Origin of the sequence: Rhizobium sp. S152, from assembly GCF_030380735.1 — a bacterium.
In the GTDB taxonomy this organism is placed as follows: Bacteria; Pseudomonadota; Alphaproteobacteria; order Rhizobiales; family Rhizobiaceae; genus Rhizobium.
In genome coordinates this window covers 402,026-420,175 of sequence record NZ_JAUDRZ010000004.1, presented here as the reverse complement: position 1 = coordinate 420,175, position 18,150 = coordinate 402,026, and the positions used below count along the sequence as shown (strand labels likewise).

General features: G+C 56.7%; 18 protein-coding genes and 1 tRNA gene. 11 read left to right on the top strand and 8 right to left on the bottom strand.

The annotated features are described in order from the left end of the window. Nucleotides 1–217 precede the first annotated feature (217 nt). The gene (locus QTL95_RS08740) at nt 218–352 is read left to right on the top strand and encodes a hypothetical protein (protein ID WP_289719576.1); all 135 of its coding nucleotides are present in this window, start codon (nt 218–220) and stop codon (nt 350–352) included. A gap of 302 nt (nt 353–654) precedes the next feature. Here QTL95_RS08740 and cysC read toward each other — a convergent pair whose 3' ends face one another. Then, complete coding sequence (cysC, locus tag QTL95_RS08735; protein ID WP_289719575.1) at nt 655–1,263, bottom strand: adenylyl-sulfate kinase; 609 nt, start codon at nt 1,261–1,263, stop codon at nt 655–657. A 218-nt stretch (nt 1,264–1,481) separates the two neighbouring features. Then, nucleotides 1,482–1,736, bottom strand: a complete 255-nt coding sequence (locus QTL95_RS08730; RefSeq protein WP_289719574.1) for a hypothetical protein — start codon at nt 1,734–1,736, stop codon at nt 1,482–1,484. Between the two features lie 171 nt (nt 1,737–1,907). Between QTL95_RS08730 and gmd the strand changes: the two genes are divergently transcribed. The 8 genes from gmd (at nt 1,908) to QTL95_RS08690 (ending at nt 9,943) form a co-directional block, all read left to right on the top strand. After that, nucleotides 1,908–2,978: a GDP-mannose 4,6-dehydratase gene (gmd, locus tag QTL95_RS08725; RefSeq protein ID WP_289719573.1), complete on the top strand. Its 1,071-nt coding sequence runs from the start codon at nt 1,908–1,910 to the stop codon at nt 2,976–2,978. Nucleotide 2,979: 1 nt separating this feature from the next. Further along, nucleotides 2,980–3,918, top strand: coding sequence for a GDP-L-fucose synthase (gene fcl, locus QTL95_RS08720; protein ID WP_289719572.1), 939 nt, complete (start codon nt 2,980–2,982; stop codon nt 3,916–3,918). Between the two features lie 65 nt (nt 3,919–3,983). Then, nucleotides 3,984–4,745 carry a glycosyltransferase family 25 protein gene (locus tag QTL95_RS08715; RefSeq protein ID WP_289719571.1) on the top strand — a complete coding sequence of 254 codons (762 nt, stop codon included), beginning with the start codon at nt 3,984–3,986 and terminating at the stop codon, nt 4,743–4,745. A gap of 30 nt (nt 4,746–4,775) precedes the next feature. Further along, a complete protein-coding gene (locus tag QTL95_RS08710; RefSeq protein WP_289719570.1) occupies nt 4,776–5,639 on the top strand; it encodes an alpha-1,2-fucosyltransferase in 864 nt (287 codons plus the stop codon). A 44-nt stretch (nt 5,640–5,683) separates the two neighbouring features. Next, nucleotides 5,684–7,435: an ABC transporter ATP-binding protein gene (locus QTL95_RS08705; protein ID WP_289719569.1), complete on the top strand. Its 1,752-nt coding sequence runs from the start codon at nt 5,684–5,686 to the stop codon at nt 7,433–7,435. Beyond that, nucleotides 7,432–8,439 (top strand): glycosyltransferase family 10 domain-containing protein, encoded by a 1,008-nt coding sequence (locus QTL95_RS08700; RefSeq protein WP_289719568.1) that lies wholly within the window; start codon nt 7,432–7,434, stop codon nt 8,437–8,439. The genes QTL95_RS08705 and QTL95_RS08700 overlap by 4 nt, the downstream gene beginning before the upstream one ends. A gap of 69 nt (nt 8,440–8,508) precedes the next feature. Next, nucleotides 8,509–9,228, top strand: a complete 720-nt coding sequence (locus QTL95_RS08695; RefSeq protein WP_289719567.1) for an FkbM family methyltransferase — start codon at nt 8,509–8,511, stop codon at nt 9,226–9,228. A gap of 43 nt (nt 9,229–9,271) precedes the next feature. Further along, entirely contained in the window at nt 9,272–9,943 is a 672-nt protein-coding gene (locus tag QTL95_RS08690; RefSeq protein ID WP_289719565.1) for a sulfotransferase family 2 domain-containing protein, read from the top strand. Between the two features lie 17 nt (nt 9,944–9,960). Here QTL95_RS08690 and QTL95_RS08685 read toward each other — a convergent pair whose 3' ends face one another. Continuing rightward, nucleotides 9,961–10,659, bottom strand: a complete 699-nt coding sequence (locus QTL95_RS08685; protein ID WP_289719564.1) for a hypothetical protein — start codon at nt 10,657–10,659, stop codon at nt 9,961–9,963. 192 nt (nt 10,660–10,851) lie between these two features. On the opposite strand from QTL95_RS08685, the gene QTL95_RS08680 reads away from it, so the two are divergent. Beyond that, the gene (locus QTL95_RS08680) at nt 10,852–11,472 is read left to right on the top strand and encodes a hypothetical protein (RefSeq protein ID WP_289719563.1); all 621 of its coding nucleotides are present in this window, start codon (nt 10,852–10,854) and stop codon (nt 11,470–11,472) included. Between the two features lie 92 nt (nt 11,473–11,564). Here the strand turns inward: QTL95_RS08680 and QTL95_RS08675 are convergent, their stop codons facing one another. Then, nucleotides 11,565–12,368, bottom strand: a complete 804-nt coding sequence (locus QTL95_RS08675) for a DUF1796 family putative cysteine peptidase (RefSeq protein WP_289719562.1) — start codon at nt 12,366–12,368, stop codon at nt 11,565–11,567. A gap of 30 nt (nt 12,369–12,398) precedes the next feature. After that, nucleotides 12,399–13,061 carry an FkbM family methyltransferase gene (locus QTL95_RS08670; protein ID WP_289719561.1) on the bottom strand — a complete coding sequence of 221 codons (663 nt, stop codon included), beginning with the start codon at nt 13,059–13,061 and terminating at the stop codon, nt 12,399–12,401. A gap of 288 nt (nt 13,062–13,349) precedes the next feature. Here QTL95_RS08670 and QTL95_RS08665 point away from each other — a divergent pair, with 288 nt between their 5' ends. Next, nucleotides 13,350–15,308: an acyltransferase family protein gene (locus QTL95_RS08665; protein WP_289719560.1), complete on the top strand. Its 1,959-nt coding sequence runs from the start codon at nt 13,350–13,352 to the stop codon at nt 15,306–15,308. 107 nt (nt 15,309–15,415) lie between these two features. Here QTL95_RS08665 and QTL95_RS08660 read toward each other — a convergent pair. The 3 genes from QTL95_RS08660 to QTL95_RS08650 all read right to left on the bottom strand — a co-directional run bounded on the left by QTL95_RS08660 (nt 15,416) and on the right by QTL95_RS08650 (nt 18,095). Beyond that, a tRNA-Met gene (locus tag QTL95_RS08660) sits at nt 15,416–15,492 on the bottom strand. Nucleotides 15,493–15,604: 112 nt separating this feature from the next. Next, on the bottom strand, nt 15,605–16,804 hold the full coding sequence (mnmA, locus tag QTL95_RS08655; protein WP_289719559.1) for a tRNA 2-thiouridine(34) synthase MnmA: 1,200 nt from the start codon (nt 16,802–16,804) through the stop codon (nt 15,605–15,607). Between the two features lie 160 nt (nt 16,805–16,964). Next, nucleotides 16,965–18,095 carry a TDT family transporter gene (locus QTL95_RS08650; RefSeq protein ID WP_289719558.1) on the bottom strand — a complete coding sequence of 377 codons (1,131 nt, stop codon included), beginning with the start codon at nt 18,093–18,095 and terminating at the stop codon, nt 16,965–16,967. Between the last annotated feature and the right edge of the window lie 55 nt (nt 18,096–18,150).

The window sequence follows — 18,150 nt, the reverse complement described above, 5'->3', positions numbered from 1 at the left end:
CAGCGATTCAACGATCCGACCCTCGCCGCTGAGAGAGGGAGGCAACCCTCTCGCAGCGGTTCATATTCGCCCGTCCGGCGCAGAAAGTCATAAGACAAGCAATTCCAGGAAAAGTGCGAAGCGGTTTTCCGTCCGGAATTGCGTGAAAACAAGAGGATAGAGCTGTTCCGCGATTCGAAGAAAAGCGGAATTGCTCTAGTTAAATTCCGGAGACGACATGACCAACGACCCACAAACCAACAGCCGCGGCACCAAGGCCATCATCCTGATCGCCATGGCACTTGCCGTATTCACCGCGGTCGGCGGCTTTATCGCCGTGTACCGGCAGGTGTTTGTTTATGGGGTGGAGTAGTCTGATGGGTGGGCGGCTCGCCATGGCAAGCTGGCACGACCAAATTAGATATCGAAAGTCGGACCACTCGAAACCTTTGCGGGACAATTCCCCGAAGTCTCCGAGAGGCGTTCCACGGTCTTTACCTGAACATCTACGGTTACGACCAGTTCCAGCCCCTTGAGGGCTGCTTCCCCGGCGATGTCGTTCAAACTCAGGGCTCTACCGGGAAACCTGTCCCGTAACTCCTGAACAAGATGTTCAAAGGCTGCATCGCCTCTTACCTGCAATACTAAATCCTCGTGTTCAAACGAAAGTCGGCTTTATAGCACCGCCTCTTGCGGCGGGACGATCAGCAGTTTCGTCAAGAGCAGTTCGGCGACCACTTCAGGATTATCGCGAGCACCATCGACAACGAAGTCCGGACAGAGCGGCTCCTCATAAGGGCTGCTCAAGCCTGTCATCTGCGCCAGCTGTCCGGCGCGCGCTTTCTTGTACAGGCTTTTCGGGTCGCGCTGTTCGCAAACAGCAATAGGGGTATTGAGGTAGACTTCCACAAAGCGGTCGGAACCGATCAGTTCGCGAGCCATCTCGCGATCCGCGCGGAACGGCGAGATGAATGACGTGATCACCACGAGGCCGGCATCCATCATCAGCTTGGCAACCTCGGCGACGCGACGAATGTTCTCGACGCGGCCGGCTTCGCTGAAATCCAGATCCTTGCTCAGGCCACCCCTGATATTATCTCCATCCAGGATATAGCTGTGCTTTCCCTTGGCATGCAGCTGTCTCTCGAGCGCATCCGCCAAAGTCGACTTTCCCGCGCCGGACAATCCGGTCATCCAGATTACGACGGCCGAATGCCCGTTAAGTCGCTGCCGATCGTCCCGCGTAATCGAGAAATTCTGCGCAAAGATATTCGTGTCTCTCACTGGCACCTCGTCATTGCCGGCCTAGCCCGATGGCAATAATTTGCCGTTGGCCAAGTCACAAGCCGAACCAATATAAAAATATGCTAATATCAAAACATGGCGGATACCAGCAGATTCCCGGAACGAGACGTCGAATTAACGCGCTAGTCTCTTTGTCACAAGCGCAATATCTGCTTAAAAACTGCGTAAATGCAGAGTGGTCGGATCAAATCACAAAATTATTGATGGGTCGACGAGCCTCCCACGACCCGCGCCCGAAGCGATGCGGCTTCGCTTTTTGCCTCCGCCAGTAGCTGCTGAAGTTTTTCAGCGTCTTTAGTGCTGTCAGAAACCTTGGCAGCGGCCTGTATCAAATTGATAACAATATCTAAATCATCAAGTATCTTATTCACAATGTCTTTCCCAAAAGGCAATTCGCGTGCGGTATAATCCAATTCTTTTTCAGTTATAAGCGTTTTGTAAACATGCACCAAAGATGGACGCTCCTGTACTTCTGGCTGGTATGATCCACAGCAGGAATGTGAGTGTCACTCCAGGGTTAAAAATGGCGAGGATCAAATCCCGTCAGACAGATTCAACCTTGCCACGCGGCGCTTTCCGGTTCACTACACGGCCTTTCAGTCCGGTAGCAGGGAGAATGACGAATGAGCAATGACGGCAAGGTTGCGCTGATAACGGGCGTCACTGGGCAGGACGGTGCTTATCTGGCCCAGTTGCTTCTGGACAAAGGCTATACCGTCCACGGCATCAAGCGCCGCTCGTCATCTTTCAATACGGGTCGCATCGAGAATATCTACCAGGACCCGCACGAAGCCAATGCCCGGTTCTTTCTGCATTATGGCGACATGACGGATGCGACGAACCTGATCCGCATCGTGCAGGAGACAAAACCCGACGAGATCTACAACCTGGCCGCCCAGAGCCATGTTCAGGTATCGTTTGAAACACCGGAGTATACGGCTAACGCCGATGGCATCGGCACCTTGCGCCTGCTCGAAGCGATCCGGATCCTCGGCCGGGAGAAGAGCACCCGATTCTATCAGGCGTCGACCTCGGAGCTATACGGTCTGGTCCAGGAAGTTCCCCAGCGGGAGACGACACCGTTTTATCCGAGAAGCCCCTATGCGGCAGCGAAACTCTACGCCTACTGGATCGTCGTGAACTATCGCGAGGCCTATGGCATGCACGCCTCGAACGGCATTCTTTTCAACCACGAAAGCCCGCTTCGCGGCGAGACATTCGTCACCCGAAAGATTACCCGGGCGGCGGCGGCCATCAAGCTCGGGCGCCAGGAAAAGCTCTATCTCGGCAACCTCGATGCAAAGCGCGACTGGGGCCATGCGCGCGAATATGTGCGCGGCATGTGGCTGATGATGCAGCAGGATGTCCCTGACGACTATGTTCTGGCAACCGGCGAGACGACACCCGTGAGAACCTTCGTGGAATGGGCGTTCGCGGATGTCGGGATCAATCTGCAATGGCAGGGCACCGGCGTCGACGAGAAGGGCATCGACGCCTCGACCGGCAAGGTGATCGTGGAAGTGGATCCGCGCTATTTCCGTCCGACCGAGGTTGATCTCCTGATCGGCGATCCCACGAAGGCTCATGAAAAACTCGGCTGGCGCCATGAGACCAGCGTCCGCGATCTCGCGCGTGAAATGGTCCGGGAGGACCTTCGGATCATGCAGACCGATACCGTGGCGAAGGGCGTCTGAGATGTCTGCATATACTCTGGCAGGCAAGCGCGTTTGGGTGGCGGGCCATCGCGGCATGGTCGGCTCGGCCGTCGTCCGGCGCCTTGAGCGCGAGGATTGCGAAGTCGTTACCGTGTCGAGGAGCGAAATCGATCTGCGCGATCAATCCGCTTGCCGGCAATGGGTCTCAGAGGTCAAGCCGGATGCCGTGATCCTGGCGGCGGCCAAGGTCGGCGGCATCCTCGCAAACGATCTGCAGCCCGCTGAATTCCTCTATGACAACCTGATGATCGAGAGCAACATCATCGATGCGTCGCATCGGTCCGATGTCGAGAAACTTCTGTTTCTCGGGTCATCCTGCATCTATCCGAAATTTGCCGAACAGCCGATCCGGGAAGAATCGCTGCTGACAGGATCACTCGAGCCGACAAACGAATGGTACGCGATCGCCAAGATCGCGGGCATCAAGCTCGCTCAATCCTACCGAAAGCAATATGGCCGGGACTACATTTCGGCCATGCCGACGAACCTGTACGGCACAGGCGACAATTTCGATCTCAAGTCCAGCCACGTCCTGCCGGCACTGCTACGCAAGGCCCATGAGGGAAAGATCAGGGGCGAGAAGGAAATCGTGCTCTGGGGCACGGGCTCGCCACGCAGGGAGTTTCTGCACGCCGATGATTGCGCCGACGCGCTGGTTTTCCTGATGAAGAACTACTCCGGCGAAACCCATGTGAACGTGGGCAGCGGCTCGGACCTGCCGATCCTCGAGCTTGCGAAGCTCGTCTGCAGGATCGTCGGTTACGAGGGAGAGATCACCAATGACCTGTCCAAGCCGGACGGCACGCCTCGCAAGCTGATGAGCGCCGACAAATTGCGCTCGATGGGATGGGAGCCGAGCATCAGTCTCGAGGACGGGATCCGTTCGACCTATGAATGGTTCGTCAAGCATCACGGCTGACCTCGTAGCCGAATACAATGATACGCAACCTCGCCATGGAGCGCCTGCCTGGGAACAATGTGGGAATGAACGAGACGCAGCTTAAAGTGATGGTCGTCAACATGGCGCGGTCCGTTCATCGGCGCGACCAGATGAAGGCCGTGCTGGCGCCCCTTGATATCTCGTACGAGTTCTTCGATGCGATTGACGGCAAGGCGGGCGTCCACCCGCTGTTCGATCGCGTGGACCAGCGTCTTGCCGAAGTTCGTCGCGGTTTTACTTTGACCGACGGCGAGATCGGCTGCTTCGCGAGCCACTATCTTCTTTGGGAACTCTCCGCCAAGCAGAATGTGCCCATCCTGATCTTCGAGGACGACGTCGCGATCAACCCGAATTTTACGGTCGCCTATGCAGCAGCGTCCGCCCATATCGAACGCCTTGGCCTCATTCGGTTTTCGGGCCACAAGGAACGTGAATTCGCCCAGCTTGAGAAACTGGCCGACGATCTGGATGTCGTTCGCTTCACGAAAGGTCCGAACGGCACATCGTGTTACGCTGTCTCGCCAGAAGCCGCGCGCAAGCTGCTGGCCAAGGCCGCGGTGTGGTTCGAGCCCGTCGATCTTCATCTCGACCGCTTCTGGACCCACGGCGTGGACAGCCTCGGCATTCTCCCCTACCCCGTGACCCACGAAGCGGAGACCGCCGAACAATCGGAGATCTGGCAGGGCACCAAGCGCGCGCCGAAATCGCGCCGTTACCGCCGCTTGAGGGCGATTTATCGCGCCCGTGACGACATCCTCCGGTTTGTGGCCAATCTGCCTTACAGACTGAAGTCCGGCGCACGCTAGAGGTTGACCTTGACGGAAACTCGAAACGAAATGGCTGTCATCACGCACATTGTCGGCGGCCTTGGCAATCAGATGTTCCAGTACGCCGCGGGTCGCGCCCTGTCGCTGCGCACCCGCCAGCCATTGAAAATCGACATATCGTCGATGAGGAAATACAGGCGCCGCGATTTCTCTCTCGAGGAGTTCAATATCGAGGCCTCGGTCGCCGACCCTTCCGACTCTCCCGTCTACCGCCCACGCGGCTTCTGGGCGCGCACGCTGCAGAAATTTCGCAAGCCCAGTCCGTATCGGTATATCCGGCATGTGGAACAAGCCTTTGCTCCCGAAATTCTCGACCTCACGGGCCTTGTCTATCTCGAGGGGTACTGGCAGAGCGAAAAATACTTCGCCGGCTTCGAGGACACGATCCGAACCGAATTCGCCCTCGCCCGACCGATGAGCAACGCACGCCAGGCAACGCTTGCAAGGATCAAGGCATCCAATGCCGTTTCCGTCCATGTTCGGCGGGGTGACTATGTCACCAATGCTTCGGCAAACGCCGTCCATGGCACGATCGACCCCGAATGGTATGCGGCAGCTATGCAGAGGATGGCAGAGAAGGTGCAGGACCCGACCTTCTTCGTGTTCTCGGACGACCCCGCCTGGGCGAGCGCCAACCTGAAATCACAGTGGCCTGTTGTCTTCATCGCCCCTCAGGACGACGGCCGCGACGCCGAGGACATGCATCTGATGGCGGCCTGCGGCAGCCACATCACCGCCAACAGCACTTTCAGCTGGTGGGGCGCCTGGTTGAACCCAAACCCGTTAAAACATGTTATAGCGCCGCTGCAATGGTTCAGATCGACGGCTCACGATGATAAGGACCTGATACCAACCTCCTGGGAACGGCTCTGAACCGCGTCGAATGGAGTGGCCACAGTGACGAGAGATAGACGGATTTGACCGACAGCAAGGCCTTCAAGATCATACGCCGCGTCTTTGCGGAGAACGCGCGCGAATATATCTGGCAATATGCCTTCGCGATCACGTGCCTTGTCGTGATCTCGCTGTCCACCGCCTTCACGGCCTGGATCATGAAGTCCGTGATCAACGCCGCATTCATCGACCGTCAATCGGAGCTGGTCTGGGGCATATGTCTGGCGATCTTCATCGCCTTCGTTTTGCGCGGCTTCGCCAGCTACGGCCAGGCGGTCGCGCTTTCCAGGATCGGCAACAATATCTCGGCGCGCTACCAGGCTCGCGCCTATGCCCACATCCTGAAGCTGTCGCTCGGCTTCTTCCATGAGCGGCGGTCGGGACAGCTGGTCGCCCAGTTCAACCAGAACATCAGCGGCATTCGCGAGGTCCTGAACATAACGATCACCTCGAGCATCCGCGACCTTTTGACGTTCGTCTCGCTGGTAACGGTCATGTTCATTCAGGAACCGTGGCTGAGCCTCTCCGTCTTTCTGGCGGCGCCGCCGCTGGTCTATGGCTTGCGCAAGCTGTCGAAGCGACTGCGGGTCGCCGCGCGGGAAAACGTCCATGCCGGCAGCCACGTCTTCGGCGCGATGCAGGAAACGGTGCAGGGCATCGCCATCGTCAAGGCCTTTACCATGGAGCGCCAGCTCGAGGGTAGGATCGGCAACCTGGTCAGCCTGTCGGAAAAGCGCAACAACAAGATCGTCCGCATTTCGGAGCGCTCCGGCCCGCTGATCGAGATCGTGGCCGGCCTCGCGGTCTCGGGGATCATGGCCTATGCCGCCTATCGCTCGATCTACCACGCCGTGCCGCCGGGCGGCTTCCTGTCCTTTCTGACGGCGCTCCTGCTCGCATACGATCCAGCGAGGCGGCTTGCCAAGGTGCCGACGCAGCTGGCGAGCGCGGTGACAAACGCTGAAATGATCTATGAACTCCTCGACAGGATCCCGCACCAGCGCGACCTGCCCGACGCGAAGCCGCTGATCGTGACGGATGCGAAGATCGAGTTTCGCGATGTATCCTTCGCCTATGGCAATGACGAGGTCCTGCGCGGGATCAGCTTCACGGCGGAAGGCGGAAAGACGACCGCATTGGTCGGCCCGTCCGGCGCCGGCAAATCGACCGTGATCACCCTCATCCCGCGCTTCTTCGATCCCAAGCATGGCCAGGTGCTGATCGACGGGCAGGATATCGCCCATGTGACGAAGCAGTCGCTGCGCGAAAACCTCGCCTATGTCTCGCAGCAACCCTATCTCTTCGAAGGAACAATCCGCGACAACATACGCTACGGCCGGCCGCAGGCGACCGACGAGGACATCGAGCAGGCCGCACGTCTCGCCTATGCCCATGACTTCATAATGGAGCAGCCGCAGGGTTACGACACACCCGTCGGCGAAAACGGCGTGACGCTGTCGGGAGGACAGCGCCAGCGCCTTTCCATCGCACGTGCGCTGGTGCGCAAAGCACCGATCCTGCTGCTCGACGAAGCGACCTCGGCGCTGGACACGGAATCGGAAGCAGCCGTGCAGAAGGCGCTGGATGAGGCGATGGTCGGTCGAACGGTGATCGTGATCGCCCACCGCCTCTCGACCGTGATCCGCGCCAGCAAGATCATCGTCATGCAGCAGGGACGCATCATGGAGGAAGGCGACCATGAGAGCCTTTCCAGCAAGGACAGCCTCTACGCCCGCCTGGGCCGCCTCGATGCAGCAGCACAGGTGACAGAATGATCAAAGCCGGTTTCGTCTCGTCCTCGCCGAACTGGGATTGGAGCAGGCAGTTCGCAGGCCGCAACCCGGAGACGGGTGATGTCAGGTTCCTGCTCGAGGGCCCCTTCGACACATGCGACATCCTGTTCGTCTACGATGCCCTCCCCCAGCAGACACTCGAAGTCACAACGGGCTACAGCGTCTTCGTGGCCTCCGAGCCGGCGAGCATCAAGACGTATAACCCGGCCTTCCTGCGCCAGTTCGATGCCGTCCTCACGACGGATAGGAAGACCGCCCATCGCAACGCTATATTCACGCAAGTCGGCTTGCCATGGCATGCCGGCGCCTGGGATGCCGAAGGAAAGCTGCGCGAGCAGGCCATGGCATTCGACGAGTTCCAGCAGTTTTCTCCACCGAAGACCCGGCTGGTATCGATCGTATCGTCCAACAAGGCCTATACTGAAGGCCATCGAGACAGGCTCGAGTTCGTCGCGCGCGCGAAGCAGTATTTCGGCGACGATCTGGACGTTTTCGGCAGGGGTATAAACGGGTTTGCCGACAAGCTCGATGTCCTCTCGAGCTACAGATACCATATCGCCATCGAGAATTCCGTCTATCCTGATTACTGGACCGAGAAACTGGCCGACCCCTTCCTGGCGCTGACCTATCCGATCTATCACGGAAGCCCGAACATCGGCGCATATTTCCCCGAGGGATCGATGACGTCGATCGACATCGCCGACCCGGACCAGGCCATCAGGACCATCGCCAGGATCGTCGAATCCGATACGGCGGAGCGCGCGATGCCGCTTCTCGAAGAAGCGCGGCGCCGCGTGTTGAACGAGCACAATCTCTTCAGCATACTCGCCGATATTGCCAAGACATCGCGAAAAGACTATGAGCGTCGAGGCACGCGTTTGCTCGTTTCGGAAAAGATGAGCGAGACACCGCTTTATAAGCTACGTCGATCTCTGACCAAACGGTATAAGATCCTGCGCAGAATGCTGACCGGTACGGCTGACTGATCGCGTCGACCGAACTGCACGTCTCCTACCCATCGCCTACGCCGACTGCCAAGCACCAAAGGACAGACAATGTCGCAGCTTGAGTTTGTCATCAGAAAAGCGCTTCGCTTCCCGCCGAAACTGGTGAAGCAAACCACGCGCCGGATCAAACGGTTCTACATGACGAAGATCGTTCGCGATGAATTCACGATCGAGGTCCGCCGTTGGTTCAAGGACAACGGCGATGAAACTTTGCGCCTCGACTACGATTTGTCGGCGGATTCGATTGTCTTCGATCTTGGCGGATACACCGGTGATTTTGCCGAAATGATGGCGCAGCTGTACGATTGCTATGTCTACGTTTTCGAGCCAAGTCGCGAGTTTCACGAGGCTTGCGTAGCGCGTTTCAGTGGGAACCCGAAGATCAAGTGCTTCAACTTCGGTTTGAGCAATGCCGATGGCCAATTCGTTCTGTCCCAAGCTGACGACGGATCGTCGATCAAACGGGGTGAACCGCAGCAGAGAGGCACTTTGGTCGATATCAGGCGGTTCGCTGACGTTTTCGCAGAACTCGCGCTTGATAGGATCGACCTGATCAAGATCAACATTGAAGGCAGTGAATATGATGTCCTGCCGCATGTGATCGAGACCGGCGTCATCGGGAACATCAACCATATCCAGGTGCAGTTCCACGATTTCATCAAGGGCGCCAAGACGATGAGGGCTAACATCGTCAGCTCTCTCGAAAAAACGCACCGTCGGGATTGGTGCTATACATTTGTATGGGAGAGTTGGTCGCGCAAGCCGTGAGCAAGCTGGCAGAAGCCGCGAACGCCAAGAGAGATCGGTTTCCATGAAAGTACCTCGCAATTTCCTTGAAAAGCTTGTCCCGACTGCCGGGCTGCCGATGATTTTCGTGCATACGCCGAAATGCGGAGGAAGCTTTGTCGAGCAGGCTTTTGGCAAGCGCCTTCAGAAGAGCCCGACGCTCGCCTGGCGAGAAGCGCGGGGGCACAAGACCTATCTGGAATATCGGGATATCTTCGAGAAGAGAGGCGTCCGGCTTTCGGACTTCGTGGTTTTCACCGTCGTCCGAAACCCATGGGACTGGCACCTGTCCTGGTACAATTATGTTTCGAAGGATATCGATGGCCGGAAATCGGGCATGCCGCTCGAACACCGGCAGATCAAGGATCTGACCTTCTCCGACTACGTGAAGTGGCTGGACGATCAGGAGCAGCCTAGGTCGGAAAACGACTATGCACGACGCCAGGTGAGTGATTGGGTCATCGACGAAAACGGCAAGATCGCGGCGAACGAGGTGCTGCGCCAGGAAACGCTGCAGGACGATCTTCTGGCGCTGAAGCAGAAATACCGCCTGATGATCAATATACCGATCGGCGAGCGCGTAAACGCGTCGCGTGAAACCGACGACTATCGCAAGGCCTACACCACCGAAGACGCCGAACGCATAGCGCGCCGCCATCAGCGCGATCTGGGGCTTTTGGGTTATCGGTTCGAGTAGGCTCCCGACGCTATTCGTCAGCTTACAAACGTATCTGAGGCATCTGCTCGAATCAGGTCCATCACGTCGGCATAGTTCAGGCGCTGAGCTATCTCGTGTTTGATCGCTGCGACGATCTTCTCGTCTCGGTTCATGCGGCCAGGCCGTCGAAGGCTATCGAACGAAAGCGACAGAGTTTCGACTATCTCTGTCTCCGTTGACTGTTTATCGTTGAGGCCCATCTGCTGAAGCAATTTTGCAGGGATACCTGAGTTTGGCCGAACAAAATCTTCATAGCGGACATAGATGCGCTTACGATTATGCATCCCGCGAAATGCAAAGATAGGAGCCAAGTATTCCTGAACGGCCTTTTGCACCAGTACATCGCAACGAACCTTACGCTTCAAGAGACGCGGGCGGGCAAGAGAATAAATGTGGGATGTAATTGCATCAAGCGGATCCCGGGTAATGAGAACAAGTCCAGCGTTCTCCTCATGCGCGTCGTGCCTTATCAGGTCAAACAGCGAATGCGATTTCCTCCCGATACACCGTTCATCTTCGATTTTTATCAGATTGAGACTCTGATTTTTCTTTCGAAGGTAAAGCGGCGGGTCATCGCGCTCATTGCCTGGGCATCCCAATGTAGGCCTACCACTAAAGCGCTCGACGATGGCACGCACCGCGTGATTCCCGCTCCGGGGATAGGAAATGATGTGCCAGCAATCAGGGTAGGCCATGAGGCGTCCTAGGAGTTGTTTGAATTGGAAGCAATTACACTCTCAACCCGTGCTTTGAAAAGAAGCTTTTTCAAAACCCGCAAGCGCCTTCCCGCAATCCCAAATTTTACGAGGCAAAAACACCCCTATTGCCTCCCGGCAATCCGATGACATAGAGATGGGACAATCTTTGAGTTTAAAGGCAGGCAGAAAATGCTTCATACATTATTCGGACCAGCAAGAAAAAGAGAGCGTTCGATCCGCAAGGCGATTCAGTCTTGGGAGAAGCGTGACTATTCGGAGTACTCGCCGCAATTCATCAAAGAACGCATGTTTCGCAAGCATGGCGTAGATCGCGCTCAGTGGGTTGAAACAGGCACTTACCTTGGAACAACCACACAGTATCTCGCTGATTTTTCGCCATTCGTGCATTCAATCGAGCCTGAACCCGAACTTCATCGCAAGGCGTCGGAGAAATTCGCAGGCCAGAACGTTAAAATCCATAAGGGTACGAGCGAAGAGATTATGCCCGATCTTCTTGCATCGCTGTCAGGAGACGTCAACTTCTGGCTCGACGGTCACTATTCTGCGGGAATAACATTCCGTGGAGAAAATGATTGCCCGATCGTCCAGGAATTGGCTGCTATCTCGAACAATCTGAATCACCTTGGGTCCGTCTCGATTTTGATCGATGACGTCCGCTGCTTCCTGCCAGAGAACTTTGAGCAGTATCGTTATCCCGATATCTCGGAGCTGATCGCCTGGGCAAATCGCCACGAGTTTTCCTGGCGGATTGAGCACGATATCTTCGTGATGAAGAAAAGCGTCGCTTAATTCATGTCGTGCGAGGACGTGCTTGCAAGCCTTACTATTTTTGCGAGAGACGTGCGTCAATCGTTTGCAGGTTACCGCGCCTCAAACCTCGGTTATCGGTTCGAGGAGGGCGAACCGGCGCTGTTGGATCGGAATGCAAAGCGCTCCTTGAACCAGGAACGAATTGCTGCACGTGCCGTCTTTGCGGCAATTCTCGTCGTGCACGCGATTCGTACGAGGATCGGCATATCGGTGTTGACGATCAAAAGCCTCATCCATTCTCTTTGCCAGCGAAGATTTAACACCTTATCATCGTCATATCGCGACAATGCGCGAGCGACCGATATTTGGGGTATAGAGATCGAGAGGCTTCGCAAAGCCTCATCAACAGCCTGTGTGTCTTCGACATCGGCCTCGACTACCAGCAAAAGCGAGGTTCCGCCTCGGCGAATCGGGAGGATAATCGACAGAAAGTCATTAGCCTCGATAAGCATCTGTTCCAATAGCTGGAGGGGTGTAATGTCTGGTGTCGCCTTTCGCGAAACCGAAAGGTTGCGATAGTAGACAAAATGCAAGCTCTCATCCGATGTTATGATCTGACGAAAGCGTTCAAACCGTCTTACTAAATCTTGGTGGGCCTCACGGCTCTCCATAGGGTTGGAGTGAACGTGAAAAACCGTCTGATAATCCTTATAGGCGACGATATCTTTCCCAATAATGGGCTGATATGAAAGAGCGTAGCAGTCGGCTTCTGTGACTTTTTGAAAGTCATCTTTTATCATCTCGTTGACAGAGGCGAGACCCGAATCCGAATTCAATAGCCAGTCAAAAGGATAGGAGACTTTGCGTAAGCCGGCTCTTTTTATCATCGTGGCCGCGTTGCATGCTGATCCCAACGAAATGTAGGTATGCTTCATGTGCCTGCCAATCTCGCCGCACAACAACGATCAATTTTTTCGATACCACGCATCGAACCGTGACCAGTCGCGATACACGCGTTCGTATCCTTTGGGCAAGATGATCTTGTCCAGCTTCGCATCGGCGTCAGTGTGATTATGCTCGATACTGAAGAGACGAACATTGTAGCGGCCGAAGTCAAAAGTAGACATGATGTCGGGCTCGTTGCCTTCTGTGTCTATACTTATGAAATCGATGTCTCTAGGCGCATTGTTTTGCGCCAACAGGTCATTGAGACTGATGGTATTTTGCATGATTTCTAAGCTGTCTTTGCTCCGAGCTTTAGCGTGCAGATCCTTGTGAGCCAGTTCAGCCATGCCCGAGAGAGCCGGTGCATCCCTAACAAATCGCATCTTCACCGCTCTTCCGCTGGTAGCGTCAACCGGCGCAACACACAAAGGGCTTGTACGGCTTCCTCGTATTTCTTCACTAAAAAGCGGATTCGGCTCAGCCAGGATTCCCGACCAGCCATATTCACTTTCAAGCATATAGGTGTTACTAAAGTGCTTGCCGTCATAGGCGCCAACTTCCACAAAGAAGCCGCTGCGCTTGCCGTCCAATTCATCGATCACCCAGCGGTCTTGTTGAATTTGAGAGAAGCTGTGCTCGTTCCAAAAATGCGGACGCTCTATAGCCGTGCGCTTCTTTTTCAATCCAAGCCAAGTCCTTATACCCACGCCACACCCAATCAGTTGTCAAAATCACATTTGTGCAATCAACTATAGTGCCATCGGATGAAACACAATTGCGCGAATGCCACAGGTGCTGTCAAAGCCTTCCATGGCCTGAAATCCCTGTTTTTATTGTCACCCGGAGCGCAATAAAACTCAGGACTACCGCCCATTCGATTTTTTTAATCGCGGGCGTTGCACATAGACACTAGACGCGTTTGGACGCTTATCCTAACTCGCAGCCTCTCTCAATGCTTACCGAGGCTTACCTTGATTTATAGGGCTGAAGTTGACGGGCTACGCGCGCTCGCGATAGCTCCCGTCGTATTGTTCCATGCAGGAATCTCAGGTTTTTCAGGCGGTTTCATTGGCGTAGATATCTTTTTTGTAATCAGCGGGTACTTGATTACTGCCAAGATCATTACTGACCTTCAGACTAACCGATTCAATCTTTGGGACTTCTACGAGAGACGAGCACGGCGCATTCTGCCGGTGCTCGTTATCGTCCTCGTCAGTTCAATTGCCTTATTTTACGTGATTCTTGTACCAAGCGATTACACGCGATTTGCGCACAGCGTCACCGCGTCGCTCAAGCTAACCTCGGAAAGCTTTTTCCGAAAATCCGGTGGCTACTTCGATGACTTGAACTACCCACGCCCGCTCCTCCACACTTGGAGCCTCTCAATCGAGGAGAAATATTACCTAGCGTTCCCTGTAATTTTTCTCGCAGCATATCGCTGGCGGCAGAAGCAGGCGCTGTATCTAACCATTGTCGCGACAGTGCTGATGTTCGTTGTTTCTCTGTTTTTCACAACGAGCCGTCCTGAGGGCGCCTACTATATGTTTTTCGCGCGAATCTGGGAAATCCTAGCGGGCGCGTCCGTTGCTGTTCTTACCTCAGAAGCCGATTATAGAGTTTCAAGCGAGCGATGGATAAGGGAAACATTATCGTGGGCGTCCATCACCGTAATTGCCTTGGCGTTTCATTATTTCCGCGACGGAATCGCCTACCCGGGACTTTATGCTTTAGCGCCTGTGCTCGGTACATGCCTGCTGATCATGGCCTCGCGAGGAACACTGCTCGGGAGCATATTGGCTACGCGACCGCTCGTGTTCATCGGCTTGTTGAGCTACAGCATATATATGTGGCACCAGCCCGTTATTGTCGCAGCGGTGGAACTGGATATGTTTTCCGGATGGTGGAAACTCGCAGTTCTCGCAGCAATACTTCTTTTGGCCTTGGCATCTTGGCATCTGGTAGAAAAACCTTTTAGGCAACGGTCTCGGATCGGCAGCAGGATATTCGTGTGTGCTGGCGCATTTGCAGTTGCCAGCATTATCGGCATCACCAACTACAGCAGCACATTAGGCCAGCTACGAATGGCCGCGCTTATGCCTTCCACAACGGAAGCATCACAGTTGGTGAACAAGTGTTTCCTGTTGGACACTTCTGTCTCCGCCTTCGACCAGGCGGAGTGCGTATTGTCGAGCGACAAACGCCCAAAAGTTATGATCATTGGCGACTCGCATGCTGCAAGCATTTATCCGGCGCTAAAGATGCTTGCTGATGATAAGAATATCGAGTTGCGGATGATGTCGGCCGCATATTGCCTTCCGCTAGTGACTGATTTTCCCGCGAATACAAGCGAGACTGGAACACCCCGATGCTCTGGCATAAACAAACAGATCGAAGCTGATCTTCAAGCCAGGAAACCGGACCTTATTCTTCTTTCTGCCTACATGTACTCGTGGTCTGCTGGCGCGAACATAAACCAGGTGGACCCTCGCTGGACATATGAAGGATACTATCCCCAGTTTCTCCGATCATTGGCAGAGCTCTCAAAGATTGGTCCCACGGTCGTCATAGGACAACTCCCAATCTGGCAAAAATCTCTACCGGACCTTATTGCACTCGAAACTGGCCGCCAGGAAGGCTCGCTGACCACGCTCCCGGTTTACGATGATAAAGGGCTGGCGCGCGGCCTCTTCCAATTTGATGAGACCTACAAGCGGGATGTACGAGAGACTGGCGCAAAATACATCTCGGTCCTGCAGCGCATCTGTCGCAACGAAAAATGCCCGCGCTATGCGGAACGTTCCGATGGCACGCCTGAACTCACAACTTTCGACTACGGTCACCTCTCTGCATCGGGCGACGCCCTTGTCGTGAGCAAGGTTATAGCTCCTATTCTAAACCAGTTACTCTCGAAGTATGGTCAAACGAACTGACAAAAGAGTAAGGCGCTCATCCCAGTTCGCAGCGAACTAGGGCACTTGGGAGCAACTTGACAAGCTGTAGATTTGTCAGCCTCTGCTCAGCTTTTTCTCTGAAAAAATGGTAGCGGGGGGCGGAATTGAACCGCCGACCTCAGGGTTATGAATCCTGCGCTCTCACCAACTGAGCTACCCAGCCACACCACCTGCGGTGCCGTTCGCGATGCGCCCGGCCCGTGGAATGAGCGGCTTATAAGGCCCCCCTCACTGTCATGTCAAGCGCATGACAGAGAAAATGCACCGGGCTTTTTTCAGGCGGCAACCGGGGCCGTCAGAAGCGCCTTCAGCGAGGCTTCCGCCGCCGGTTCGCGCTCCGAGCGCTCGATGAAGCCGCCGCCGTAGACGCGGGCGTTGTCGCCTGGCGCGGAGTAGAGCGCGCAGGCCTGGCCTGGCGCCACGCCGGCTTCGCCGACGGAAAGATCGACATAGATGCCGGTCTGATCGGCATGCAGCACCGCCGGTGTCGGCATGCGAGTGGAGCGCACCTTGGCGTAGCACGCAAAGCCCTCGCCCGAAGCCGCGTCTTCAAGCGCGCCGTCGCCCAGCCAGTTCACGTCGCGCAGGTAGACGCGGTGCGTTTCCAGCGCCTCCTTGGGGCCGACGATGACGCGGCGCGAGCGGGCGTCGAGATAGACGACGTAGAGCGGCTCGCCGGTGGCGACGCCGATGCCGCGGCGCTGGCCGATCGTGTAGTGCACGATGCCTTCATGGCCGCCCAGCACGCGCCCGTCGAGATGCACGATCTCGCCGGCGAGCGCTGCATTCGGCTTCAGCTTGTTGATGATGTCGGTGTACTTGCCCTGAGGCACGAAACAGATGTCCTGGCTGTCGGCCTTCTTGGCGACGACGAGGCCCATCTCTTCCGCGAGCTTGCGGGTCTCGGCCTTCGGCAGGCCGCCCAGCGGAAAGCGCAGGTAGTCGATCTGCTCCTGCGTGGTCGCAAACAGGAAGTAGCTCTGGTCGCGGTCGGCATCGGCCGGGCGGTAGAGCGCGCGGCGGCCGGCATTGCCGGGCGCCGGGTTCGGGCGCGAGCGGATATAGTGGCCGGTCGCCAGCGCGTCGGCGCCCAGTTCCTTGGCGGTCTCCAGGAGATCGGCGAACTTGACGGTCTGGTTGCAGGAGACGCAGGGGATCGGCGTCTCGCCGGCCACATAGCTTTCCATGAAGGGATTGATGACGGTGTCGCGGAAGCGCTTTTCGTAATCCAGCACGTAATGCGGAATGCCGAGCGTTTCGCAGACGCGGCGCGCATCGTCGATATCCTGCCCGGCGCAGCAGGATCCGGCGCGGTGGACTGCGGCGCCGTGGTCGTAGAGCTGCAGCGTGATCCCCAGCACGTCGTAGCCTTCGCGCTTCAGGAGGCCGGCCACCACGGAACTGTCGACGCCGCCGGACATGGCGACGACAACGCGGGTATCTTCCGGCTTCTTGTCAAAATCCAGTGTGTTCAAGGCGGTGCCAATTCCAGAGCTTGTCGTGAACCGCTCACAATCCGGCGGCTTCCATCTGTCCAGGCGGGATCGGCCGCCGGGAATTCCTGAAGGCAGGATATAGAAAGGAATGGCTTCCCGCGCAAGAGGCCGGCCCGGCGGCCCGCCCCTCGGACCCGGATCAAGCCTCCAGGCTCGGATCGTGAAACAGCGTGCCGTCGATCGCCCCGCGACAGGTCCTGATGCCGACGACAAGCCAGATTGCCGCCAGCCCGGCCACCAGCAGATCGCCGAAAAGGCCGATCGCCGGCACCGGGATTTGAGCCGAAAGCCGCAGGGTGGCAAGCGCGAAGACGCCGATCGGAAAGGTATAGCCCCACCAGCCGAGATTGAAGGGCAGGCCCCGTCGGATATAGCGGGCGGTCATGGCAATCCCCATTCCGAGCCACCATAGGCCATAGGCCCAGAGCAGGATCGCGCCGAGGAACGCCGCCCCGCAGATGGCGCCGGCAAGCGGACCAAGCCCGTTCGCGTCAAGCACATCGCGCCCATTGGCGGCGAACAGCAGCAGGCCCAGCGCGCCCGTTCCGGTCGGGCCGAGCGCGAGGAAGGCGGTCGCGGCCATGCCGGCTGGCGGCAGCTTGTGCAGCGCCAGCCGCAGGAAGAGGATGGTGATGATGCTCAGCGCCAGCGGCACCGAGAAGGCCCACAGCACATAGCTCGCAAACAGCACCGTCATCTGTGCTGTCGCGCCGTCTATATGCGGCAGGAGCAGTCCGCCGCTCGCCGCCGTCACCTCGCAGGCAACGATCGGCAACAGCCATGTGGCGTTCATCTGCTCGAGCTTGTGGTCCTGCCGCGTGAACATCAGGAAGGGGATGCCGAATCCCGACAGCAGGGCAATCCCTGCATCGATCCACCACAAGCTCGTGGCAACGGGAACACCCGCCGCGCCCATGTGAGGCAGACCGTAGATGATGGTCCCGTTGACGATGGTGGCAAACCCCATGGGAATGCAGCCGGCGAACATCGAAACCACCGGATGCTCGAGCCCATTCCAGGCCTCACGCCGATGGAGCAACCACTTGCGGGCATAAAGGACGGAAAGGGAGGCGAAGAGAAGGATGTTGACCATCCACAACAGCCGGCCCGCCTGCCAGAGCAGCGGCAGCGTCGGAAACTGCGCCAGGCATATGGATAGGATGCCGGTGCCCATCGTCGCTGCGAACCAGTTAGGTGTGAAATGGCGTGTGCGTTGCCGCGTGATCGGCTGCGAAACGAAATGGGAGTTCGGGCTGGATATGGTTTGCATGGCTGTATCCTTCTCTCGGACCCTGGATACGCCTGCCAATCAATCTACTCCAACG